Below are 23430 nucleotides of genomic sequence, written 5' to 3' on the forward strand. Positions count from 1 at the left end.
CCTGCTCAAATGTCCTGTTCACCCACGTCCCCCGGGACACCGCCACGGGCAGGGGGCGCCGCACCGTGGACCCGGTGATCATCACCGGAGCGGGGCCCGTCGGGCTCACGCTCGCCCTGGCGCTGGCGCGGCAGGAGGTGCCCTGTGTGGTCCTCGACGAGGGACCGGGCAAGGACGAACCCCGCCCCGCGCGCACCGTCGTCCTGCGCGAGGAGGCCGTCGCGCTCGTCGAGCGGCTGACCGGCACACCGCTGACGGGGCTGGGTTCGCGTTGGGCCGGATGGCGGTCGATGCGGCGCAAGCAGGTGATGCGCGAGGTCGTGTTCGGCGACGCCGAACCGGCCCCTCTGCACATCGCCCAGCACGAGCTGGCCGGGGTCCTGCGCACGGCACTCGCCCGTGAACGGCTCGTCAAGGTCGCCGTGGACAGCCGCCTGGACGGCATCGAGCAGGAGAGGTCCGGCGTCACGGCCCACACCCGCGGCCCCGCCGGCACCTGGTGGCGCGGCAGTTACCTGGTCGGCTGCGACGGCCCCCGCTCCACCGTCCGCAAGCTGCAGGACATCCGCTTCCCCGGCCGTACGGCGGTGGAACGATACGCCGTCGCCGCGCTGCGCACCGAACTCCGCTGGTCCGACGAGGCGCTCCTCCACCGCGTGCCGCCGTGGCGGACGACCGGGCCGTCGGCCGGCGAGGTGGTCGGCCGCCCGCTGCCGGACGGCGTCTGGCGCCTGGACTGGCTGCTGCCGCCCGGCAAGGACCTGGTCACGCCGGAGCTCCTGGTGAACCGGGTCCGCGAGACCCTCACCGGGTGGGCCGACGGTACGACCCCGGCGTACGAACTGCTCGACACCGGTGTACACACCGTCCACCATCGTCTCGCCCGCCGCTGGCGGGTGGGCCGCGTGCTGCTCGCCGGGGACGCGGCGCACCTGCTGGGCGCGCTGGGCACACAGGGCCTCGAGGAGGGGTTGCTGGACGCCGACAACCTCGCCTGGAAACTGGCTCTGGCCTGGCACCACGGGCCTCGCGAGGCGCTGCTGGACAGCTATCAGAAGGAGCGGCGGGCGGCGGTCTCCGCACGGCTGCGCGCCGCCGACCAGCTGCTCCCCCTGCTCCGCGGCGGCAGCGGGCTGCGCTCCTACGTCCCCGGCTCGGCGCGCGGCAACGACGCGCTGCTGACGGACGGTCACCTCGGGCGCGGAACGCTGGGCGCGCTCGGGACGTACGCCGACTCGCCGCTGGCGCCCGAGCACCTCACCGGGGAGGTGTCCGTGGGCACACCGCCCGGGACGCCGGTCACCGACGTGCGGGTCACGGCGGAGGACGGCACCTTCGTACGGCTGCGCGACCGGCTCGGGCGCGGGGCGCTGCTGGTGGTGCTGATCGCGCCGGGTACGGGGGTGTGGGAGCGCAAGCACTGGGTGACGGCCGGGATCATGCCCCGGCTGGCGGCGGCGGTGACGGCGCTGCCTCACCACGCCGAGTTGCTGGTCGCCGAGAGCTATCCGGGTGCCGCCGCCCACACGGTGCTGCTGGTGCGGCCCGACGGCCATCTGGTCACGGCGCTGAACGGGGTGCGCCCGGCCGACCTCTACGCGGCCGCGGAGAGCGCGCTGGGCGGCGGAGCGACGGCGGGGGCGTCGACGGACGCCGAGGAGGGGGCGGGGGCGGGGGCAGCGGCCGGGTCGCGTTGAGCGGGCCGGCCCGCCGGCGCCCGGCCGCCGACGCCTCGTGGCCTTCGGCCACCGGGCGCACGGTCGCTGTCCGCATGGTGACGGCGAGTTGACCGGTTCGCACCGTCATGGTCTACTCCGGATCGTGACCGACACCTGTGTGCGCCTGTGGCGGAGGGTCCATATGGACCTCGTCCGCTATGCGGGCTGCGTGTGTCGTCCGTCCTGCTGACTTCGCATCCCCCTCTTCGCGCCGCCGCAGCTTCTGCCTGCCTGCCGCCGCGCGCTCCCTCGCGAACTCCCAGGACGGTACCCGTGTCCCTCCCCTCTCTTTCTCCTGCCTCCGCTGCCACGGCCGCACCGACGCAGGCCGAACTCCTCGACTTCGTACGGCGTGCGGCGGCCGACGCCGAGCTGATCGCCTCCCTGCCGCTCGACCCGGAGGGCCGCACCTGGGTGCGGCTGGCCGGCCCGGGCGGCAGCGAGGCCTGGCTGATCGGCTGGCCGCCCGGCACGGGCACCGGCTGGCACGACCACGCCGACTCCGTGGGCGCCTTCGTCACGGCCGCGGGCGAACTCAAGGAGAACGCGCTTGCCGCCCGCCTGCCCACCGACGGCTGGAAGACCCTGGAACTCAGCGACGGTGTGGACCGGGAACGCCGGCTGACCGCCGGCCAGGGGCGCGCCTTCGGCCGGCACCATGTGCACGAGGTCCTCAACGAGTCGTCCGACCGCCACGCGGTGTCCGTGCACGCCTACTACCCGCCCCTGCCCCAGATCCGGCGCTACAGCCGCAGCGGGCAGGCCCTGCGCCTGGAGCAGGTCGAGCGCCCGCAGGACTGGCAGTGAGCGGACCCACCGAGCCCGCGGGGCCGACGAGCCCCACTGGAATCGACGACCTGCTGGAGCGCGTGCGCGCCGGATACCGGCGGATCGCACCGGACGAGGCGTACGACGCCGCCGAGGCCGGCGCGGCCCTGCTCGTCGACATCCGGTACGCCGCTCTGCGCGAGCGGGACGGTGTGATTCCCGGCGCTCTGGTGGTCGAACGCAACGAACTGGAATGGCGTCTGGATCCACAGGGCAGCCACCGCCTGCCCGAGGCGACGGACCACGACGTGCGGGTGGTCGTGGTGTGCAACGAGGGCTACGCCTCCAGCCTGGCGGCGGAGTCCCTGCACCGTCTGGGCCTGCACCGGGCCACCGATCTCATCGGTGGTTTCCAGGCCTGGCGCGCCGCGGGCCTGCCGGTGGCCGCCGGTCCTCAGTAGTCGGCGGGGCAGTACAACGGTGCCGTGTCCGCGTTGCCCTTGGTCACCAGGCGGATCGGGGTGTGGTCGATCTTCTTCGTCTTCCTGTCGCGCAGCAGGGCGATGGTGTTGCGGACGGCCAGCTCACCGGTGTTACCGGCCGAGTTGGACACCGTCGCGGAGAAGCGTCCGTCCTTCAGCGCGGCCAGGGCTTCGTCGGTCCCGTTGACCGTCACGATCCTGACCCGGTCGGCTCCGGCCGCGTCGAAGGCCTCGCGGGCCGCGAAGGCCATCTGCTCGTTGGCGACGAAGGCGTAGTCCAGGCCGGGATGGGTGCGGGCCATGGCGGCGGCGATCTTTCCGGCCTTGCCTGCGTCGAACATGCCGGGTTCTTCGGCGACCACCTCGGCGTTGGCGGGCAGGGCCTCGGTGAAGCCGTCGGTGAGCAGGTCGGAGGCGGCACCCGGTGCCCCGGCGATCACGCCGACCTGCACGTCCCGGCCGGCCGCGTCGTCGGCGACCCAACGGGCGTCGAGCCGCCCGACGGCCTCCAGGTCGACCACCACGGCCCCCAGGATGTCGTCGGGGTCGGTGCTCACGGAGGTCAGGAAGACGGGGATGTCCGCGCTCTCGGCCTTCTCGATGTCGCGTTCCAGGGCGCCCGTGTCGACGGGCTGCAGGATGATCGCGTCGACCCCGCGCGCGATCATCTCCTCGATGTTGCTCAGCTCGGTCGCGGCGTTCTGCCGGGAGTTGGCGGTGACCAGCCTGGCGAAGTTGTTCTTGGCGGCGATCTCCACGGACCGCTGGAGACAGGTGTGGAACGGGCTGTCGCCGCCGTTGACGAATCCGAGGGTGAGCGGCCCGTCGTCCGCGGAACCGGAGCCGGCCGTTTGGAGGCCGCAGCCGCTCAGCAGCAGGCCGGTACCGAGGAGCAGGACAGGGACGGCTCTTCGACGGCGCACGGGCGTGGGCATGGCGGGGCCGCCTTTCCGGGGCGTGCTTGAGGAGTGTCCGCGCGGGTCGGTCGCCGCCGGTCCTCCGGCGACGGTGTGCGCGTGCGGTGACCGCGGCTCTTGCGGCCACGCGACGGCGCAGACGGTACCGCCGCGCGGAGGGTGTTCACCCTTCCGGGACCGCAAGGTAAGCCTGCGCGCTCCTCGCCCTGCCCGGCCTGCCCGCCCACGGCTTGCCTGCCCCGGAGCGCCACGGGCCGGACGCCGGCTCAGAACCCCTCGTCGCCGAGGAACTCCGTGTCCTCGCCCTCCTCCTCCAACGCCTGGCGGACCACGCGCAGGGCCATGCCCTCGGGGTAGCCCTTGCGGGCCAGCATGCCCGCGAGGCGGCGCAGTCTCTTGTCGCGGTCGAGGCCCCGGGTGGTGCGCAGCTTGCGGTCGACCAGGTCGCGCGCGGTCTCCTCCTCCTGCTCGGAGTCCAGTCGGGACACCGCCGCGTCGATGAGCGGGGCGTCGACGCCCTTGGTCCGCAGCTCTCTGGCGAGGGCCCGTCTGGCCAGCCCGCGGCCGTGGTGCCGGGACTCCACCCAGGCCTCCGCGAAGGCGCTGTCGTTGATCAGGCCGACCTCCTCGAACCTGGACAGCACCTCCTCCGCGGCCTCGTCGGGGATCTCCCGCTTGCGCAGGGCGTCGGCCAGCTGTCTGCGGGTGCGCGGGGTCCCGGTGAGCAGACGCAGGCAGATCGCCCGTGCCTGCTCGACCGGGTCCCGCGGAGGCTCCCCCTTCTCGGCCCTCGACGAGGAAGTGGCACCTCCGTCCTCGGCTGGCGGCTGGGCGCGCTCGCGCCGCCGGCGGCCTCGCCCGCCGCCCCCGCCGCGGCCCCGTCCGCCCTTGCGGCGCGCCTCGCCGTCACCGTGGCGTGCCTCGTCGTACTCACGGGAGTCCGCGGCGAAGAGGTCCGTCTCGTACGGGGCCGCAGCCGCCCCGTACGTGCCGTCGCCCGGCCCGGCGGAACCGTCGGTGTACTCGGCCCAGTCGGTTCGTCGGGTCACGGGTCAGCTCTTGGCTGCCGCGGCCTTGGACTTGGTGGCCTTGGCGGTCGTGGGCGCGGGCACCGCAGGGGCGGCATCGGCCGTGGCGGCGGAGGCGGCGTCCGCGCCGGACTCGGTGGCCGGCTCCTCGGGACGCACGCCGACGCCCAGCTTCTCCTTGATCTTCTTCTCGATCTCGTTGGCCAGGTCGGGGTTGTCCTTCAGGAAGTTGCGCGCGTTCTCCTTGCCCTGGCCGAGCTGGTCGCCCTCGTACGTGTACCAGGCGCCGGCCTTGCGGACGAAGCCGTGCTCCACGCCCATGTCGATCAGACCGCCCTCGCGGCTGATGCCCTGGCCGTAGAGGATGTCGAACTCGGCCTGCTTGAAGGGCGGCGCGACCTTGTTCTTGACGACCTTGCAGCGGGTGCGGTTGCCGACCGCCTCCGTGCCGTCCTTCAGCGTCTCGATGCGGCGGATGTCGATGCGCACGGAGGCGTAGAACTTCAGCGCCCGGCCACCGGTCGTGGTCTCCGGGGAGCCGAACATCACGCCGATCTTCTCGCGGAGCTGGTTGATGAAGATCGCGGTGGTCTTGGACTGGTTGAGCGCGCTGGTGATCTTCCGCAGGGCCTGGCTCATCAGCCGGGCCTGCAGACCGACGTGGCTGTCGCCCATCTCGCCCTCGATCTCCGCGCGCGGGACGAGCGCGGCGACGGAGTCGATGACGATGAGGTCGAGGGCGCCGGAGCGGACCAGCATGTCCACGATCTCCAGAGCCTGCTCGCCGTTGTCCGGCTGGGAGAGGATCAGGTTGTCGATGTCGACGCCGAGCTTCTTGGCGTACTCGGGGTCGAGGGCGTGCTCGGCGTCCACGAACGCGACCTGGCCGCCGGCCTTCTGCGCGTTCGCCACCGCGTGCAGGGTCAGGGTCGTCTTGCCGGAGGACTCGGGGCCGTAGACCTCCACGACACGGCCGCGCGGGAGGCCGCCGACGCCGAGGGCCACGTCGAGCGCGGTCGACCCGGTGGGGATGACCTCGATGGGCTCGTTCGGCCGCTCGCCCATGCGCATGACCGCGCCCTTGCCGAACTGCCGTTCAATCTGTGCGAGCGCGGCGTCCAGGGCCTTCTCGCGGTCGGTGCCTGCCATGGGTTCCACCCGGTTTGCTTGATTCGATCGCTTCACGTCAAAGACGCTAATGCCTGCCACTGACAATGGGCCTCGACACGGGTCCGGCCTGTGGATAACTCGGGTGCATCTCCACCCGAACCCACTTGAATCACCCGCCACGAGCCCTGCCGGAGCCTCCATGAGAATGGATGTTCGATTTTCGTGTCAAGCGCACCACGCGGCACTTCCGAGCGTACGTCTCCCGGCCCGGTGGGCCCGGAGGTTGGACGCGGGGTGAGCCGGAAGAAGGGCGCCGGGGCCGGGACCGGCATCGGTCTCGACGCCGAACCGGCGGTCACCGCACCGAGACCCCGCACCGAGTCCGAGGACCGCGGCCTGCGGGACATCGACGCCAAGCCGCAGGAGCCGCAGGGCTGCCCCTGCTCCCGCAGGCGTACGACAGGAGCCTCCGGCCGGACGACGACGGGGCGGGCCGCCCGTTGGCAGGCTCCTCCCATGCAGAACGCGAGGACCGCCCCGATCGCCCACCGGACCGGATCCACCCCGTCCACGGGCGCCGCTCCCTCCCAGCCCTCCTCCCCCGTACCGCGCCTGTGCCACGCGACCGGCCTCCTGCTGGTCCTCTCCGGTCTCGCGCACCTGGTGGTGTTCGCGGTGGACGGCGGCCCCTGGGACGGGCCGGTGTCCTGGCGGAAACCGGTGACGTTCGGGCTGTCCTTCGGGGTGACGCTGATCGCGGTCACCTGGGTCACCTCGTACCTGGGCGTGCGTCCGCGGCTGCGCTCCGCGCTGCTCGCGGTGTTCGCGGCCGACTGCCTCGTGGAGGTGGGCGGGATCACCCTCCAGGCATGGCGCGGGGTGCCCTCGCATCTCAACATGGAGACCTCGTTCGACACCGCCGTGTCCATGACGCTCGCGGTGGGCGGCGGCGTCCTGGTCGTGCTGCTCTCCGTGTTCGCACTCGCCGGGTTCCTCCGTCGACCCACGGGACCCGCGGGAATGGCCCTGGCGGTGCGCTCGGGGTTCGCGGTGCTGCTCGTCGGGCTCGCCTCGGGCGCCGCGATGATCGCGCGCGGTGTGGTGCTCACCCGCACCGGTCACCAGGAGGCCGCCTACCACTCCACGGCGTGGCTGAAGCCACTGCACGGCGTGTCCCTGCACGCGGTGCTGGTCCTGCCGCTCCTGGCCCGCTTGCTCGCCTACACACCGTGGAGCGAGGCGGTACGGCGGCGGGTCGTGACCGCAGCGGTGTGCTGCTACGCGGCTGCCGTGGCCGGCGCCGGCGTGTGGGCCGGTCTGACGTACTGACGCGGCATCCCCCGAGAAGGCCCGCCGCCCTCACGAGGATTCGCCGTCCCCGTCCCCTTCCGGCCCCTCCGCCCCCGGGTGTCCCTGCTCCGGTCGCCGGACCCACAGCGTGCGCAGCCGCGTGGACCCCCCGGGCGCCACCCTGCGGACCCGGCGCCCGTGCACGCGCGGATCGTCCGTGACGTCGTAGCGCTTGACGTACGCCCCGAGGAACGCCTGCAGCGTGGCGACCGCCGGGATGGCGATCAGCGCGCCGACGGCACCGAGCAGGGCGGTGCCCGCGATGACGGAGCCGAAGGCGACCGCGGGGTGGATGTCCACGGTCTTGGCCGTCAGCTTGGGCTGCAGCATGTAGTTCTCGAACTGCTGGTAGATCACCACGAAGACCAGCACCCACAGCGCGTACCAGGGGTTGACGGTGAACGCGATCAGCATGGGCAGGGCGCCCGCGAGATAGGTGCCGATGGTCGGGATGAACTGCGACACCAGGCCCACCCAGACGGCGAGCGCGGGGGCGTAGGGCACCTCGAGGATCTCCAGGAGGATGTAGTGCGCGATGCCGGAGATCAGCGCCATCAGCCCGCGTGAGTACAGGTAGCCGCCGGTCTTGTCCACGGCGATCTCCCACGCGCGCAGGACCTCGGCCTGGCGGGCGGGCGGCAGGACGGAGCAGAGCCCGCGCCGCAGCCGGGGGCCGTCGGCGGCGAAGTAGAACGAGAACAGCACGACCGTCAGCAACTGGAAGAGACCGCCGAGGACCTGGGCCGACACGTCCAGGACGCCCGTCGCGCTGTTCTGCACGTAGTTGCGCAGCCAGTCGGAGCGGAGCAGGCCCTCCTGGATGTCGACCCGTCTCAGCTCGGTGTGGAAGTGGCCGTTGACCCAGTTGATGACGGAGTCGAGGTAGTCCGGGAACTCCTCGACCATCTTGACGATCTGGCCGGCGAGCATGGAGCCGAGCAGGGTGACGAACCCCGCGGCGGCGATCAGCACGGCGAGGAAGACGAGGAAGGTGGCGAACCCGCGGCGCAGGCCGCGCGCGGCCATCCAGCTCACCGCGGGTTCGATGGCCAAGGCCAGGAAGAACGCGATGAGGACGTTGACCAGCAGCCCGGTGAGCTGGTGGAAGGCCCAGCTGCCCAGCTGGAAGGCGGCGATCAGCGCGAGGGCCAGCACCATGGCACGCGGCAGCCAGCGCGGCATGCGGGCACCCGGGCCGGCGCCGGCGGAGACGCCGTCGGCCGGGGGCCCGGTGGGCGGCGTGGGGCCGGCCGGGGATGCGTGCCGGGCCGCCTGCCCGGTCTCGTCAGTGGATGGCACGGAGCAAGTCTCGCCCACACCACCGACAGGCAGACCCCGCCGGGTGATCTTCGTGAACTTTCACCGCTTCTCCCGCGGCACGTTCATGACGGTGCACACCACCCGCCACACGTCCTTGGCGTCCCAGCCGGCGTCCAGCGCCTCGTGCACCGTACGTCCGCCCAGCTCCGCCATCACGTGATCGCGCGCGAAGGTGTCGGCGTACCCCGGACCGAAGTGGTCCGTCATCCGCTCCCAGAAGACCGTCAACCGCATGCCCCCAGTATCCCGCCCCTGGGAGTGGGCCTTGGGCCGGGACCACTTGAGGGAACCGCTTTTCGGCCTACGGTCTGTCCCATGGCCGAAACCGGAGCGTCCCCACTCCCCGCGATCCCGCCGCCCACGTCCCCCCGTGCCCCGGATCCGCGCTCACCGCTCGCGCGCGCGGAGCACCTCGTGTGGCTCACCGCGCGCGTACTGGAACGGCGGCTGTTCGCGTACCACTTCCGCGGCGGCGACCCCGGCCCGGTGGAGACCGCGCTGGAGGCCTACCGCAACGAGGACGGCGGGTACGGGCACGCGCTGGAGCCCGATGTGCGCGGTCCTGCCAGTCAGCCGCTGCACACCGCGCGCGCCCTGCGCGTCCTGGACGCCGTGGGCCGCTGCGGCGGGCAGCGCGTCGAGCGGGTGTGCCGCTATCTGACCTCCGTGTCCACCCCGGAGGGTGCCCTGCCCCTGATCCGCGCGGGCGGGCAGTCCCGTCCGGCCGCGCCCTTCGTGCCGGTCGCGGCCGGCCCTTCCGGCGAGCTGCTCGCCACCGGCCCGGTGGTCGGTCTGCTGCACCGCAACGAGGTCTGGCACGCCTGGCTGTTCCGCGCCACCTACTTCTGCTGGCAGGCGGCCGAGTCACTGGAGCCGTCGCACCCGTACGAGGTCCAGGCCGCCGTGGCCTTCCTGGACACCGCTCCGGACCGTCCGCGCGCGCAGGCCGCGGCCGACCGGCTGGGCCGCCTGGTGCGCGAGCGACGCCTGGCCGTGCTGGACCCGGACGATTCCGGCGCGTACCCGGTCTCCCCCGGCTGTGCACCAGACGAGCACCGTTTCCCGCACGACTACGCGAGGGATCCGCGTTCGCTCGCGCGCGCGTGGTTCACGGACGACGAGGTGGCCCGCTCCCTGGACTTCCTCGCGGCGGAGCAGGAGGGCGACGGCGGCTGGCCCGTCCGCCGGCCCCGTTGGGCGCTCGCCCCGGCGCTGGAGGCCCGCGCCCGGACGACGATCGAGGCCCTGCGCACGCTCAGGGCGTACGGCCGTCCCCTCGGCTGACCTGCCGGCCTCCGGGCGCTCAGCCGCCCATGGCCCGCACGCCTGCGGTGACCACCACGGCGGCCGCGACGACGAGCAGGAACGGCGCGCGCAGCAGCAGCGCGACAGCGGCCGCGGCGACGCCCGCGGTCCGCGCGTCCAGCACGAGTGCCTGTCCGTCGGCGAAGGTCTGCTGGGCGGTGAGCGCCGCGAGGAGGGCCACGGGCAGCAGCGCGGCGAGCCTCCGGACCAGGGGCCGTTCCAGGGCGCCCGCGGGCACCAGCAGCCCCAGAAGCTTGACGGCGTAGCAGCCCACCGCGGTCACTCCGATCGCGATCCACACGCTCACCGTTCCTCCTCCCCCTCGGCGGTCCCACGGCCCGCGCCGTCCCCGGCACCACCCGCGCGGCGTCCGCGCGCCCACAGGACGAGGGGTGCCGCCAGTGCGGCCACCAGGACGGGCACGCCGGCGGGCAGCACGGGCAGCAGACCGAGCCCCAGGAGCACGGCCAGGGCGGCGACGGTGCGCTCGGTGGTGTCCTTCAGCATCGGTGCGAGCAGCGCGAGGAAGACGGCGGGGCCGGCCGCGTCGAGGCCCCAGGCGTCGGTGTCCCCGATGGCCTCCGCGCCCAGCGCGCCGAGCAGTGTGGTGAGGTTCCACAGGACGTACAGGGTGAGTCCGGTGACGGTGAACCCGATCCGGACGCCGCGCCGTGTGGGCTGGGCGAGGGCCACGGCGGTCGTCTCGTCGATGACCCACTGCGCGGCCAGCGGCCGCACCGCGCGCGGGAGGGCCAGCAACTGCGACAGCCGCAAACCGTAGAAGGCGTTGCGCACGCCCAGGAAGAAGGCCCCCGCCGCCGCGGTGAGCGGGTTGCCGCCCGCCGCGAGCGCACCGACGAGCGCGAACTGGGACGCCCCGGTGAACACCAGGAGGCTGAGCGCACAGGTCTGGGCGAGGGTGAGTCCGCTGCCGGCCGAGGTCACTCCGAAGGCGAACCCGGACAGTCCGACGGCGACTCCGACCCCGAGGGCGTCCCGCACGACGGCGGCGTCCGGCTTGCCACCGGTGGCGCCCGCGTCGGGGGCGTCGGGAAGAGCTGTCTGTTCTCTCACGCCTCGAACGGTAGGAGCAGCTCCGACCGCGCGTCTTGTACGTTCTTGCGCTCCCGCTGGTAGGCACCGGGCGGCACGCCGACGATCCGCGCGAAGTGCCGGTTCAGGTGCGGCTGATCGGTGAACCCCACGGCGACGGCGGCCTCGGCCGGGGAGGTCCCGGTGTCCAGCAGCCGCCGCGCCCGACGCACCCGGGCGTCCGTCAGCCAGGTGTGGGGCGGCATCCCGTAGGCGTCCCGGAAGGCGCGCAGCAGCGCGAACGGGCTGCTGCCGAGCTCCCCGGCCAACCGCTCCAGGCTCGGCGGGTCGGCCATCCGCTCTTCCAGCGCGGCACGCGCGCGTGCTGCCGTCCTGGCTCCGGCCGTGCGCACCGGGCGCCGTGGCAGCGGGCCGCCGTTCAGCCGCAGCAGCCGGGTCACGGCCACCCGCAGCAGGGTGTCGGCGGCGAGCGCGTTCCCGTCGTCGGCGGCCCGCAGCACGCGGTGCACCAGCTCGACGGTGTACGGATCGTCGAGCACCGGCCGGACGAACCCCGGTGTCCCGCGCAGTGTCGTCGTCTCCGCCGCGATCCCGGCCACCAGCTCGGGCGCCGGGTAGACGGCCCCGTACCGCCACCCCTCGGGTACTCCGGCCCGTCCGGTGTGCGGGGTGTCCGGGTTGACCAGGGCGAGCGAGCCGGCCCCGGCGTACTGGTCGCCGCCGCCGTGGTGGAAGACCTCCACGCCGTCGGCGATGGCGGCGATGACGAAGTGCTCGTGCGTGTGGCGCACGAAGGTCTTCCGTATGTACTGGGCGCGGAGCAGGTCGACGTCGGGCAGCTCCGCGTAACGCCAGTGCCGTGCCCGCTCACCCGATCCCGCCATGTCCCCATTCTCCGCCACGCGCACCCTGCCGTCCCCGCCTCGCCGCCCGCGCCGGCCCGGGCGGGCTCGACGACCTGCGGGGACTGCCGACGGGGACTGCCGACGGGCTCGGCCGGCCCGGTCGACCGGAGCGATCCACCCTCGGCTGCCCCGGCCTCCGGCCACCGCCCGGGCCACCGCCCCCGGCGCCCGGCCCGGAGGCCGCAACGACGCCGCCGCCGACGCCGACGGGCCACCCAATCCGGCCCTCGGACATTCGCGCCCGGCCTCCGACGACGCCCCGGACGGGCTCGACGACCAGCCCGTACCCCCTTCCCGGAACGCCGGCGTGACCGAAGCCCCCGGACGCGCGGCCCCGGCCGTCGTTCCCCGCGACCGACTCGGAACGCCCCACCAGTCCGTCACGCTCGCACGACCCGCGTCCGGCCGGACGGACTCGACGACCAGTCGGTCCGCACGCCCTGCCGGCCACCGGCCGTGGACGTCCGGCTCCGGGCCGGCTCGGAACCCCCTGACGCCCGGCTCGGACGAGCGGCCCCGGCATCCGGCCGGTACTGCCGCCTGCCCGGCGTCCGGCCGCCCGCTGCGCACCGGCGGGGACCGGCCCGTCCGCCCGGCTCGGGCCGATTGTCAGTGGCCGGGTGCACGATGGATCCATGGTCAGCTCCGCACACCGAGCCCTCGACGGCTTCTCCCCCGCGACCCGCGGCTGGTTCACGGGGGCATTCTCCGCGCCCACCTCCGCCCAGGCGGGCGCGTGGCAGGCCATCTCGCAGGGTTCGGACGTGCTGGTGGTCGCGCCCACGGGATCCGGCAAGACACTGGCCGCCTTCCTCGCCGCACTGGACCAGCTGACCTCGGCACCCCCGCCCGCCGACCCCAAGAAGCGCTGCCGCGTCCTGTATGTCTCCCCGCTCAAGGCCCTGGCCGTCGACGTCGAGCGCAATCTCCGCAGCCCGCTGACCGGCATCCGCCAGGAGTCGGTACGTCTCGGCCTGCCCGAGCCCGAGGTCAAGGTCGGCATCCGCTCCGGCGACACCCCCGCCGCCGAACGCCGCGCGCTGGCCACCCGGCCGCCGGACATCCTGATCACCACCCCGGAGTCCCTGTTCCTGATGCTGACGTCGGCCACGCGCGACGCGCTGACCGGCATCGACACGGTGATCCTGGACGAGGTGCACGCCGTCGCGGGCACCAAACGCGGCGCCCATCTCGCGCTGACCCTGGAGCGGCTGGACGAGCTGCTGCCGAAGCCGGCCCGCCGCATCGGTCTGTCGGCGACGGTCCGCCCGGTGGACGAGGTCGCCCGGTTCCTCGCCCCGCGCGGCCGGGTCGAGATCGTCCAGCCGGAGTCGGGCAAGGAGTTCGACCTGTCCGTCGTCGTCCCCGTCGAGGACCTGGGAGAGCTGGGCGGCTCCCCGGTCGCGGACGGCAACGAGGGGGCGGAGCGTCCGTCGATCTGGCCGCACGTCGAGGAGCGGATCACCGATCTGGTCCAGTCGCACCGCTCCACGATCGTCTTCGCCAACTCCCGGCGGCTTGCCGAGCGCCTGTGCAACCGGCTCAACGAGATCGCCTACGAGCGTGCCACCGGCGAGCCGCTGGACGAGCACCACTCCCCGGCCGAGCTGATGGGCGGCTCGGGTGCCGCCCAGGGCGCGCCGCCCGTGATCGCCCGCGCCCACCACGGCTCGGTCTCCAAGGAGCAGCGCGCCGTCGTCGAGGAAGACCTCAAGGCCGGCCGGCTGCCCGCCGTCGTCGCGACCTCCAGCCTCGAGCTGGGCATCGACATGGGCGCCGTCGACCTGGTCGTCCAGGTCGAGTCGCCGCCCTCCGTCGCCTCCGGCCTCCAGCGCGTCGGCCGCGCGGGACACCAGGTCGGTGCCGTCTCCACGGGCGTGGTCTTCCCCAAGTACCGCGGCGACCTCGTGCAGTCCGCCGTGGTCACCGAGCGGATGCGCAGCGGCGCCATCGAGGCCCTGAGGATCCCCGCCAACCCGCTGGACGTACTGGCCCAGCAGCTGGTGGCGATGACCGCGCTGGACACCTGGCAGGTCGACGACCTCCTCGCCACCGTCCGCCGCGCCGCGCCCTTCGCCTCGCTGCCCGAGTCGGCCTTCACCGCCGTCCTGGACATGCTCGCGGGCCGCTATCCCTCCGACGCCTTCGCCGAGCTGCGTCCGCGCGTGGTGTGGGACCGGATCGCCGGCACGGTCACCGGCCGCCCTGGGGCCCAGCGGCTCGCCGTGACGTCCGGGGGCACGATCCCCGACCGGGGGCTCTTCGGGGTGTTCCTCGCCGGTGCCGACCCGAAGAAGGGCGGCGGCCGGGTCGGCGAGCTGGACGAGGAGATGGTGTACGAGTCCCGCGTGGGGGACGTCTTCACGCTCGGCACCAGCTCCTGGCGGATCGAGGACATCACGCGCGACCGGGTCCTGGTCTCCCCGGCGCCGGGCGTACCGGGCAGGCTGCCGTTCTGGAAGGGCGACCAGCTGGGGCGTCCCCTGGAGCTGGGCCGCGCGCTGGGCGCGTTCCTGCGCGAGGTCGGCTCCCTGTCCAAGGAGGACGCCCGGCTGCGCCTGATCGCCGCGGGCCTGGACTCCTGGGCCGCGGACAACGTGCTGTCGTACCTCGACGAGCAGCGCGAGGCCTGCGGCCACGTCCCCGACGACCGCACCATCGTCGTCGAGCGCTTCCGGGACGAGCTGGGCGACTGGCGGGTCGTGGTCCACTCCCCCTTCGGCGCCCAGGTCCACGCCCCCTGGGCGCTGGCCCTGGGCGCCCGCCTGTCCGAGCGGTACGGCATGGACGCCCAGGTCATGCACGCCGACGACGGCATCGTGCTGCGCCTGCCGGACGCCGACCTGATGGGCCTGGACTTCCTCGACCGGGACCCCGCCAAGCCGGGCCTCGAGTACGACGCCGAGAAGGCCCCCGTCGGCGCCGCCGACGTCGTCTTCGACAAGGGCGAGGTCGACCGGGTCGTCACCGACCAGGTGGGCGGTTCGGCGCTGTTCGCGTCCCGTTTCCGCGAGTGCGCCGCCCGCGCACTGCTGCTGCCGCGCCGCAGCCCCGGCAAGCGCACCCCGCTGTGGCAACAGCGCCAGCGGGCCGCGCAGCTGCTGGAGGTGGCGAGCGAGTACGGCTCGTTCCCGATCGTCCTGGAGGCGGTCCGCGAGTGCCTGCAGGACGTCTTCGACGTGCCCGGCCTGGTCGAGCTGATGGGCGACGTGGAGTCCCGCAAGGTGCGCCTGGTCGAGGTGACCACCCCGGAGCCGTCCCCGTTCGCCCGTTCCCTGCTCTTCGGCTACGTCGCCCAGTTCCTGTACGAGGGCGACTCGCCGCTCGCCGAGCGCCGGGCCGCAGCCCTGTCGCTGGACTCGCGGCTGCTGGCGGAGCTGCTCGGCCAGGCGGAGCTGCGCGAGTTGCTCGACGCGGAGGTGCTCACCGAGCTGGAGCGCGAGCTGCAGTGGCTCACCGAGGACCGCCGGATCAAGGATCCCGAGGGGGTCGCGGACCTGCTGCGGGTGCTCGGCCCGCTGACGGACGCGGAGCTGGCCGAGCGGGGCGCCGAGCCGCAGTGGGCACCCGAACTGGCCGCGGCCCGCCGCGCGATCAGGGTGCGTGTCGCCGGCGCCGACCACTGGGCGGCGATCGAGGACGCGGGCCGGCTGCGCGACGCGCTGGGCACGGCGCTGCCCGTCGGTGTGCCGGAGGCCTTCACCGAGCCGGTCAAGGACCCGCTCGGCGACCTCCTCGCCCGCCATGCCCGCACCCACGGCCCCTTCACGTCGGTCACCGCTGCGGCCCGCTTCGGCCTGGGCGTGGCGGTCACCGAGGGCGCCCTGCAGCGGCTGGCCGGGACGGGGCGGGTCGTGCAGGGCGAGTTCCACCCGGCCGGCATCGGCCAGGAGTGGTGCGACGCGACGGTTCTGCGCAGGCTGCGCCGCCGTTCCCTGGCCGCGCTCCGGCACGAGCTGGAGCCGGTGGCACCGGCCGCGCTCGGCCAGTTCCTCCCCCAGTGGCAGCACATCGGCAAGGGACACACCCTGCGCGGCGTCGACGGGCTGGTCCGTGCCGTCGAGCAGTTGCAGGGCGCCTCCGTGCCCGCCTCCGCCCTGGAGAAGCTGGTCCTGCCCTCCCGGGTGGCGCACTACAACCCGGCGATGCTGGACGAGCTGACGGCCGCCGGTGAGGTGGTGTGGGCGGGGGCGGGTTCGCTGCCCGGCAAGGACGGCTGGGTCTCCCTCTACCTGGCGGACGCGGCCCCGCTGCTCCTGCCGCCCCCGCACCCCCTGGAGACGACCGCCCTGCACGAGTCCGTCCTGAGCACCCTCTCGGGCGGGTACGGCCTGTTCTTCCGCCAGATCGCCGACCAGGTCCGCGCCACCACTCACCCGGAGGCCACCGATCCGCAGCTGGCCGATGCCCTGTGGGACCTCGCCTGGTCCGGACGGCTGACCAACGACACCCTCGCACCCCTGCGCTCCCTGCTGGGCTCCGGGCGCACCGCCGGTTCCACCGCCCACCGTGCCAAGCGCGCGGTGCCCCGAGGCCGGTACGGCTCGCTCACGGCCGCCGCCCGCCCGGCGTCCCGCACCGGCCCGCCGACGGTCGCGGGCCGCTGGTCGCTGCTCCCGGCACGCGAGGCCGACGGGACGGTGCGGGCCCATGCCCTGGCCCGCACGCTCCTCGACCGGCACGGCGTGGTGACCCGCGGCGCCGTCGCCGCGGAAGGCGTGGAGGGCGGATTCTCGGCGGTGTACCGGATCCTGGCCGCCTTCGAGGAGAGCGGCCAGGCCCGGCGCGGCTATGTGGTGGAGGGGCTCGGTGCGGCGCAGTTCGCCATGGAGGGGGCCGTGGACAGGTTGCGCGCGGTGGCGAACGCCCGCGAGCGCGGTGACGGCCCGACCGTTCAGGCGGGTCGCCCCGGCGGCCCCGTGAACGGTCCGGCACCCGGCGGCCCCGCCGGACCGGCCGGCGACTCCCCCCTCGGCCCTCCGGACCCCTTCGGCGACCCGGCCTCCGGCGGCCCCGACTCCGCCCCGGACCCCTTCGCCGACTTCGCCCTCGGAAGCCCGGGAGGCCGGGAAGGCCCGGGAGACCTGGGAGGGCCCGGCGCCCCGGCGCCCTTCGACGACGTCTTCGCCGATCCCGACGGCCTGGGACGTTCACCGTCCCGAGGGGATTACATCTCGCCGCGCGACTATGCCGAGCCGGGCGCCGGCGGTCCGCGCGGGGGCGCCGGCTTCGGCGGCGGGCACGTCCCGTACGACAGCGGGTTCCCCGGCCGGCGCGACCGCCCCGCCGCGGGACCGCGGGCGGTCGTCCTGGCCGCCGCGGACCCGGCGAACGCCTACGGCGCGGCCCTCGGCTGGCCCGAGCCGCCGGCCGGTGCCACGCACAAGCCCGGCCGCAAGGCGGGCTCCCTGGTGGTGCTCGTCGAGGGCGAACCGGCGCTCTACATGGAGCGCGGTGGCAAGACGCTCCTGCTGTGGCCCTCGGAGCCCGACCGCCTGCCCACCGAGGACCGGCGCCTGCGCGCCGCCGCGGAGGCGCTCGCGGAGGCCGCCCGCGCCGGTTCCCTCGGCACCGTGACCGTGGAGCGGGTCAACGGGGCGGCGGCGCTGACGTCCCCCTTCGGCCCCCTCCTGGAAGGAGCGGGCTTCATCGCCACCCCGCGCGGTCTGCGCATCAGGGCGTGACCCTGTCACCCTTGGACCATGCCCGAAGGAGACACGGTCTGGCAGGCGGCGCGACGGCTGCACGACGCCCTCGCGGGCAAGGTGCTGACCCGCAGCGACTTCCGCGTCCCCAGGTACGCCACGGCCGACCTCACCGGCCGCGCCGTCCTGGACGTGACCCCACGCGGCAAGCACCTGCTCACCCGTGTCGAGGGCGGCCTGACGGTGCACTCGCACCTGCGGATGGACGGCTCCTGGAAGGTGTTCGCACCCGGTCAGCGCTGGAGCGGCGGCCCCGCGCACCAGATCAGAGTGGTCCTCGGCACCGCCGACCGCACAGCTGTCGGCTACCGCCTCCCGGTGCTGGAGATCCTGCGCACCACCGCCGAGCAGCGCGCCGTCGGCCATCTCGGCCCTGATCTGCTCGGCCCCGACTGGGACCCGGCGCGGGCACTCGACAACCTGCGTGCGGACCCGGCCCGTCCGCTCGGCGAGGCCCTGCTCGACCAGCGCAATCTCGCCGGTATCGGCAACGTCTACAAGAGCGAGCTCTGCTTCCTGCTCGGCATCACGCCGTGGCTGCCGGTCGGGGAGCTGTCCGCCGACCGCGCCGCACAGCTCCCGGCACTCGCGCACGAGCTCCTGGAGGCCAACCGCGACCGCCCGGTCCGCCGTACGACGGGCGTGCGGGGCCAGGACCTGTTCGTGTACGGCCGGGCGCCCCGTCCCTGCCTGCGCTGCGGCACGTCGGTCCGGGTGGCCGACCAGGGCGACGGCTCCCGCGAACGCCCCACGTACTGGTGCCCGACCTGCCAGAGCGGGCCCGCGCCGCGCCCGGGCGGACCCGCGGGCGCCCGCAGGAGGCGCTGAGGCGCCCGCCCAGGGCACCGACGGGGAAGCGACGGGCGACCGGGCAGCTCAGCCGGCGGCGAGCAGCGCGTCCATCTGCCCGGCCGCCTCGCGCATGCCCTCGTCCATGCCCATCGTCATGAGCTGGTCCATCTGCTCCCGGGTGTCGAAGACGGACCGCATCTCCATGCGGGTGCCGCCGTCGCGCTCGGTGAGCGTCACCCGGTTCGCGGTCGTCGGCATCGCGGCGTTCGGCACCCCGTCCGCGTCGGCGAATCCGTCGGTGAACTCCAGCGACCGCGGTGCGTCGACCGTGGCCACCCGCCACCAGCCGCGGTACTTCTCGTCCCCCGGGCCGGTCATGTAGTACGTCACGTCCCCGCCCGGCGTCAGGTCGTGCTCCTCCACCGTCGCCGGGTAGGACGGCGGTCCCCACCAGCGCTCCAGCTGCCGGGGGTCGGCCCACAACCGCCACACCCGCTCCGCGGGGGCGGCGAAGTCGGCGACCAGGGTGAGGGTCAGGTTGTCCAGGTCCTTGTCCAGGCTGGTGACACTCATCGGCTCTGTCCTTCCGTTCATCGGTGGGCTTCGGAGTCCGACGGCACCGCGACTAAGCACGGCCTGCCCGCGCGGGCGCACCCCTGCCGTTCACAGCGCGCCCGCAGTGGCCGCACACCCCCGGCCGCCGCACTCCCCGCCACCGCTCACTACTCGCCCACGGCCCGCTCACCGCCGTCCGGGCCGGGCGACGCCGACCCCGGCACCGCCCCGCGCAGGGCCCGCCGCCACCGCCCCGCCGCGAGGGCCCCCACGGCCGCGCGCCGGGGCACACAGTGCACCGGAAGCACGCTCAGTCCCCAGCCGCCGACCGCGACCGCCCCTTCCAGCACCCCGGCAGCGGGCTCCAGCGCCAGGCGCAGTACGGCCCACCACCACAGCGCGCACAGGCCGAGCGCGGCCGTCCGGCGGGCGGTCCGCGCCGCCGCCATCACGCGTCATCCGTTTCCGGCCTGGAACATCCAGTGCTGCTTCTCGAGATCGGCCGTGATCTGGATGAAGATGTCCTGGCTCACGGGATCGGGGTCGTCGCTCGCCGCGACCCGCTCGCGCATCCGCCCGATCACCGCGCCCAGCGCGTCCACGATGGTCTGTACGGCGGTGGTGTCGTCGACCCAGCCCTCGGGGGTCACGTCGATGCCGCTGCCGACGGCGACCGTGGCGGCCCGCCCGTCCGGGGACACGCCGAGCGCCGAGGCCCGTTCCGCCACGGTGTCCGAGTGCGTGCGGGCGGTGTCGACGAGTTCGTCGAGCTGGAGGTGTACGGAGCGAAAGCGCGGACCGACCACGTTCCAGTGGATCTGCTTCGCCACCAGGGCCAGGTCGACCAGGTCGACCAGGGCGCCCTGCAGCGCTTCGGAGACGGTCTTCAGGTCCGCGTCGGACAACGGGCTCTTCACGACGTACATCCACGCCTCCGTCGGTTGGTCCCCCGGCCATCTCCCTCCACGATGACCGCACCCGCACGGACCGGCAAACCGGCGGGGCCACCGGGTCCGGGCACCGTCCGGGAATGCGAAAACCCCGACCACGTCACTCCGCTGCGACGGAGCGACCCCGGCCGGGGCCTCACACGCACATGTTCCCGGGCGCTCAGGCGGCGACGACGTCCACTGCCTCGGCGGGCGCCTTGATGGTGACCCGTTCCGGTGGCACGCCGGTCACCGAGACGGAACCGAGCATCGGACGCACCGGCGCCGGAACGGTCTCGCTGGGTGTCGCCGCAGCGGACCGGGCCAGCTCGGCGAGGGCGAGTTCGTCGCTCACTTCCCGCATGAGCTCGGACATCCGTACGTCCAGCGCGTCGCAGATGGCGGAGAGCAGCTCGGAAGAAGCCTCCTTCTGCCCCCGCTCCACCTCGGAGAGATAGCCGAGTGAGACTCGGGCGGACGAGGAGACTTCGCGCAGAGTACGGCCCTGGCGTTGGCGCTGCCGACGCAGCACGTCACCCAGCAGGCGACGGAGCAGAATCATCGGTGGCTCCCTCCTCGGACCGTGTAACCGCATCCTTCACGCCCCACCGTACCGCCTCGCGCCGCGGCCGTGCGGGGAGCGATGTCGTGTTCACTCAGGGCTGCAAACATCAAAACCCCCCGTTCCGTTCCGTATCCTGTGCCCGCTCATTCCCGGTCTGTTCGCTCGCAAGCTCCCTCAAAAGAAGTGCGAGTACGCTCCGTACACTCTCCATACGAATTTCCGCGCGGTCGCCGTTCAACCGCAGCGCCTCCACTTTTCCGCCATCGGCGCAACCACGATCGGCCCCACGGGGCCCGTCCACGGCCACGTACACCGTCCCCACGGGGCGGCCGTCCTGCGCATCCGGTCCGGCGACGCCCGTCGTCGCGATGCCCCAGTCGGCGCCCAGGGCCGTGCGTACGCCTGCCGCCATCTGGGCGGCGACCTGCGGGTCCACCGCTCCGCGTGCCGCGAGCAGTCCGCCGTCGACGCCGAGCAGTTCCCGCTTCAGCTCGGTCGCGTACGCGGTGACGGAGCCCCGGAAGGCCTTGGAGGCCCCGGGGACCGCGGTGAGCGCGGCGGCGACCATTCCGCCGGTCAGTGACTCGGCGACCGCAAGGGTCTCGCCCTTGACCGTGAGTAGTCGCACCACGTCGGCGGCCGTGGAACTCAAACTTCCATCTCCTTCAACGCCGCTCTGTGTTCGGCGATTCCCCGGCGGCGCAGCACAATGGCCTGCTTCACATAGTCGAGGCCGGTCGCGACCGTCAGGACGACCGCCGCCGCCATCACCCAGAACCTCAGGGTGGCCAGGGGCCCCGTCAGCGCCAGGACGTACATGCCGACGGCGATGCCCTGGGTGAGCGTCTTGAGCTTGCCGCCCCGGCTCGCGGGGATGACCCCGTACCTGATGACCACGAAACGCAGGACGGTGATCCCGAGTTCCCGGCCGAGGATCACGGCCGTCACCCACCACGGCAGGTCGCCCAGCGCGGACAGACAGATGAGCGCCGCTCCCATGATCGCCTTGTCGGCGATGGGGTCGGCGATCTTCCCGAAGTCGGTGACGAGGTTGTAGGTGCGCGCCAGGTGACCGTCGAAGAGGTCGGTGAACATGGCGACGGCGAAGGCCGCCCAGGCGAAGGAGCGCCAGGCCGGGTCGTATCCGCCGTTGCCCAGCATCAGCACCACGAAGACCGGCACGAGGACCAGCCGGAACATCGTCAGCAGATTGGCGACGTTCCAGACGCTCGCCTGGTTGACGGCGGCCGCCGCGATCTTGCCGCCGCGCCCGCCCGCGCCGCCCTCCGTCGCGCCCCGTCCCACGGCACCCCCCGGAGTCGTACGCTCGGCCGGTCCCTGAGCCGCCCCGGGAGTGCCGCGCGGGCCGGTCCTGCGCGCGCCGGAGGAGCCGCTCGCCGCGGACGCCGGGACTCCGCTCATCTGCCGGCCTCCTCACTCCACTCGGGCGAGCCCTGCAGCGGCTCGGCCACCAGGTCGACACCTTCCGTACCGACCACCTTCGCGTCGACCATACGACCGACCTTCAGGCCTTCGCCGCTCGTGAGCAGCACCTGGCCGTCCGTCTCCGGCGCCTGATGCTCCGCGCGACCGCGGACGCCGCCCTCCTCGTCGGCGGGGTCCACGGACTCGACCAGTACCCGCACGGTCGCTCCGACACGCTCCTCGGCCCGCTGCGAGACCAGCTCCTCGGCCAGCCGGGAGACACGTGCCAGCCGCTCGGCGACGACGTCCTCGTCGAGCTTGTCGCCGTAGGTCGCCGCCTCGGTGCCCTCCTCGTCCGAGTATCCGAAGACGCCGATGGCGTCGAGGCGGGCGTGGTTCAGGAACCGCTCCAGCTCGGCGAGGTCGGCCTCGGACTCGCCGGGGAAGCCGACGATGAAGTTGGAGCGCACACCGGCCTCGGGAGCCTTGCTCCGGATGGTGTCGAGGAGCTCCAGGAAGCGGTCGGTGTCGCCGAAGCGGCGCATCGCGCGCAGCACGTTCGGAGCGGAGTGCTGGAAGGAGAGGTCGAAGTAGGGCACGACCTTCTCGGTGGAGGTCAGCACGTCGATCAGGCCGGGACGCATCTCGGCGGGCTGGAGGTAGCTGACCCGCACCCGCTCGATGCCGTCGACCTCGGCGAGATCCGGCAGCAGCGACTCCAGGAGCCGGATGTCGCCGAGGTCCTTGCCGTAGGAGGTGTTGTTCTCGGAGACCAGCATGATCTCCTTGACGCCCTGCTCGGCCAGCCAGCGCGTCTCGTTCAGCACGTCGCTGGGGCGGCGCGAGATGAAGGAGCCGCGGAAGGACGGGATGGCGCAGAAGGAGCAGCGCCGGTCGCAGCCGGAGGCCAGCTTCACCGAGGCGACCGGGGAGCCGTCCAGGCGACGGCGCAGGGGCGCGCGGGGCCCGGAGGCGGGGGCGACGCCCTCGGGCAGGTCGGTCGGGCCGTGCCCCGGCAGGGCGACGGAGGCGCCGGCCTCCTGCCGCTCGGCGGGGCTGATCGGCAGCAGCTTGCGCCGGTCGCGCGGGGTGTGGGCGGCGTGGATGCCGCCGTTCAGGATGGTCTGGAGCCGGTCGGAGATGTCGGCGTAGTCGTCGAAGCCGAGGACGCCGTCGGCCTCCGGGAGGGCGTCGGCCAGCTCCTTGCCGTACCGCTCGGCCATGCAGCCCACGGCGACCACGGCCTGAGTTCTTCCGTGGCCCTTGAGGTCGTTGGCCTCCAGGAGGGCGTCGACGGAGTCCTTCTTGGCGGCCTCGACGAAGCCGCACGTGTTCACGACGGCGACGTCCGCTTCCTCGGCGTCCTCGACGAGCTTCCAGCCGTCCGCCTCCAGACGGCCTGCGAGCTCCTCCGAGTCCACCTCGTTACGGGCGCAGCCAAGGGTGACGAGTGCGACGGTGCGGCTTTCAGGCATGGGCTCAAGACTACTTCGTCCCGCCGAC

At 73.6% G+C, this 23430-nt stretch carries 23 protein-coding genes; 8 read left to right on the forward strand and 15 right to left on the reverse strand.

Features of this window, described 5'->3' with window-relative positions; all coding sequences use genetic code 11:
• Positions 1-65: 65 nt before the first annotated feature.
• The 4 genes from ACIQFU_RS30280 to ACIQFU_RS30295 all read left to right on the forward strand — a co-directional run bounded on the left by ACIQFU_RS30280 (position 66) and on the right by ACIQFU_RS30295 (position 2947).
• Positions 66-1697 (forward strand): FAD-dependent monooxygenase, encoded by a 1632-nt coding sequence (locus ACIQFU_RS30280; RefSeq protein ID WP_402555712.1) that lies wholly within the window; start codon positions 66-68, stop codon positions 1695-1697.
• Positions 1698-1860: 163 nt separating this feature from the next.
• Entirely contained in the window at positions 1861-1908 is a 48-nt protein-coding gene (locus ACIQFU_RS30285; protein WP_309506048.1) for a hypothetical protein, read from the forward strand.
• Positions 1909-1991: 83 nt separating this feature from the next.
• Positions 1992-2525 (forward strand): cysteine dioxygenase, encoded by a 534-nt coding sequence (locus ACIQFU_RS30290; protein WP_402555714.1) that lies wholly within the window; start codon positions 1992-1994, stop codon positions 2523-2525.
• Complete coding sequence (locus ACIQFU_RS30295) at positions 2522-2947, forward strand: rhodanese-like domain-containing protein (RefSeq protein ID WP_402555716.1); 426 nt, start codon at positions 2522-2524, stop codon at positions 2945-2947. Before ACIQFU_RS30290 ends, ACIQFU_RS30295 begins: the two co-directional genes overlap by 4 nt.
• Here the strand turns inward: ACIQFU_RS30295 and ACIQFU_RS30300 are convergent.
• The 3 genes from ACIQFU_RS30300 to recA all read right to left on the reverse strand — a co-directional run bounded on the left by ACIQFU_RS30300 (position 2941) and on the right by recA (position 6062).
• Positions 2941-3903, reverse strand: coding sequence for a sugar ABC transporter substrate-binding protein (locus ACIQFU_RS30300; protein ID WP_402555717.1), 963 nt, complete (start codon positions 3901-3903; stop codon positions 2941-2943). The genes ACIQFU_RS30295 and ACIQFU_RS30300 overlap by 7 nt on opposite strands.
• Before the next feature lie 248 nt (positions 3904-4151).
• Positions 4152-4934: a recombination regulator RecX gene (gene recX / locus ACIQFU_RS30305; RefSeq protein WP_402555719.1), complete on the reverse strand. Its 783-nt coding sequence runs from the start codon at positions 4932-4934 to the stop codon at positions 4152-4154.
• A gap of 3 nt (positions 4935-4937) precedes the next feature.
• Positions 4938-6062: a recombinase RecA gene (recA, locus tag ACIQFU_RS30310; protein WP_402555720.1), complete on the reverse strand. Its 1125-nt coding sequence runs from the start codon at positions 6060-6062 to the stop codon at positions 4938-4940.
• A gap of 477 nt (positions 6063-6539) precedes the next feature.
• On the opposite strand from recA, the gene ACIQFU_RS30315 reads away from it, so the two are divergent.
• Positions 6540-7352 (forward strand): hypothetical protein, encoded by an 813-nt coding sequence (locus tag ACIQFU_RS30315; RefSeq protein ID WP_402555747.1) that lies wholly within the window; start codon positions 6540-6542, stop codon positions 7350-7352.
• Positions 7353-7382: 30 nt separating this feature from the next.
• On the opposite strand, the gene ACIQFU_RS30320 is transcribed toward ACIQFU_RS30315, so the two are convergent.
• Positions 7383-8555, reverse strand: coding sequence for an AI-2E family transporter (locus ACIQFU_RS30320; protein WP_402555748.1), 1173 nt, complete (start codon positions 8553-8555; stop codon positions 7383-7385).
• Between the two features lie 177 nt (positions 8556-8732).
• Complete coding sequence (locus tag ACIQFU_RS30325) at positions 8733-8927, reverse strand: DUF3046 domain-containing protein (protein ID WP_031037914.1); 195 nt, start codon at positions 8925-8927, stop codon at positions 8733-8735.
• 81 nt (positions 8928-9008) lie between these two features.
• On the opposite strand from ACIQFU_RS30325, the gene ACIQFU_RS30330 reads away from it, so the two are divergent.
• The gene (locus ACIQFU_RS30330) at positions 9009-9977 is read left to right on the forward strand and encodes a hypothetical protein (protein ID WP_402555722.1); all 969 of its coding nucleotides are present in this window, start codon (positions 9009-9011) and stop codon (positions 9975-9977) included.
• A 19-nt stretch (positions 9978-9996) separates the two neighbouring features.
• Here ACIQFU_RS30330 and ACIQFU_RS30335 read toward each other — a convergent pair whose 3' ends face one another.
• Genes ACIQFU_RS30335 through ACIQFU_RS30345 form a run of 3 tightly spaced genes read right to left on the reverse strand, consistent with a single transcriptional unit; the run spans position 9997 to position 11935 of the window.
• A complete protein-coding gene (locus ACIQFU_RS30335; RefSeq protein ID WP_007445008.1) occupies positions 9997-10305 on the reverse strand; it encodes an AzlD domain-containing protein in 309 nt (102 codons plus the stop codon).
• Positions 10302-11072 carry an AzlC family ABC transporter permease gene (locus ACIQFU_RS30340; RefSeq protein ID WP_402555723.1) on the reverse strand — a complete coding sequence of 257 codons (771 nt, stop codon included), beginning with the start codon at positions 11070-11072 and terminating at the stop codon, positions 10302-10304. Before ACIQFU_RS30340 ends, ACIQFU_RS30335 begins: the two co-directional genes overlap by 4 nt.
• Positions 11069-11935, reverse strand: coding sequence for an AraC family transcriptional regulator (locus ACIQFU_RS30345; RefSeq protein ID WP_402555724.1), 867 nt, complete (start codon positions 11933-11935; stop codon positions 11069-11071). Before ACIQFU_RS30345 ends, ACIQFU_RS30340 begins: the two co-directional genes overlap by 4 nt.
• A gap of 656 nt (positions 11936-12591) precedes the next feature.
• Between ACIQFU_RS30345 and ACIQFU_RS30350 the strand changes: the two genes are divergently transcribed.
• Both ACIQFU_RS30350 and ACIQFU_RS30355 read left to right on the forward strand, forming a co-directional pair.
• Positions 12592-17640: an ATP-dependent helicase gene (locus tag ACIQFU_RS30350; protein ID WP_402555726.1), complete on the forward strand. Its 5049-nt coding sequence runs from the start codon at positions 12592-12594 to the stop codon at positions 17638-17640.
• 18 nt (positions 17641-17658) lie between these two features.
• The gene (locus ACIQFU_RS30355) at positions 17659-18489 is read left to right on the forward strand and encodes an Fpg/Nei family DNA glycosylase (protein ID WP_402555727.1); all 831 of its coding nucleotides are present in this window, start codon (positions 17659-17661) and stop codon (positions 18487-18489) included.
• A 48-nt stretch (positions 18490-18537) separates the two neighbouring features.
• Here ACIQFU_RS30355 and ACIQFU_RS30360 read toward each other — a convergent pair whose 3' ends face one another.
• The 7 genes from ACIQFU_RS30360 to rimO all read right to left on the reverse strand — a co-directional run bounded on the left by ACIQFU_RS30360 (position 18538) and on the right by rimO (position 23402).
• The gene (locus ACIQFU_RS30360) at positions 18538-19026 is read right to left on the reverse strand and encodes an SRPBCC domain-containing protein (RefSeq protein ID WP_402555728.1); all 489 of its coding nucleotides are present in this window, start codon (positions 19024-19026) and stop codon (positions 18538-18540) included.
• A gap of 149 nt (positions 19027-19175) precedes the next feature.
• Positions 19176-19457 carry a hypothetical protein gene (locus ACIQFU_RS30365; RefSeq protein WP_402555730.1) on the reverse strand — a complete coding sequence of 94 codons (282 nt, stop codon included), beginning with the start codon at positions 19455-19457 and terminating at the stop codon, positions 19176-19178.
• Between the two features lie 6 nt (positions 19458-19463).
• Positions 19464-19934, reverse strand: coding sequence for a Dps family protein (locus tag ACIQFU_RS30370; RefSeq protein WP_402555732.1), 471 nt, complete (start codon positions 19932-19934; stop codon positions 19464-19466).
• A 184-nt stretch (positions 19935-20118) separates the two neighbouring features.
• Positions 20119-20499 (reverse strand): helix-turn-helix domain-containing protein, encoded by a 381-nt coding sequence (locus tag ACIQFU_RS30375; protein WP_003973269.1) that lies wholly within the window; start codon positions 20497-20499, stop codon positions 20119-20121.
• 109 nt (positions 20500-20608) lie between these two features.
• The gene (locus ACIQFU_RS30380) at positions 20609-21154 is read right to left on the reverse strand and encodes a CinA family protein (RefSeq protein ID WP_402555734.1); all 546 of its coding nucleotides are present in this window, start codon (positions 21152-21154) and stop codon (positions 20609-20611) included.
• Positions 21151-21924, reverse strand: a complete 774-nt coding sequence (gene pgsA / locus ACIQFU_RS30385) for a CDP-diacylglycerol--glycerol-3-phosphate 3-phosphatidyltransferase (protein WP_402555736.1) — start codon at positions 21922-21924, stop codon at positions 21151-21153. Before pgsA ends, ACIQFU_RS30380 begins: the two co-directional genes overlap by 4 nt.
• Positions 21921-23402, reverse strand: a complete 1482-nt coding sequence (gene rimO / locus ACIQFU_RS30390) for a 30S ribosomal protein S12 methylthiotransferase RimO (protein WP_402555737.1) — start codon at positions 23400-23402, stop codon at positions 21921-21923. Before rimO ends, pgsA begins: the two co-directional genes overlap by 4 nt.
• Positions 23403-23430 lie beyond the last annotated feature (28 nt).

It is taken from the genome of Streptomyces sp. NPDC093065 (assembly GCF_044754585.1).
Lineage (GTDB): Bacteria > Actinomycetota > Actinomycetes > Streptomycetales > Streptomycetaceae > Streptomyces.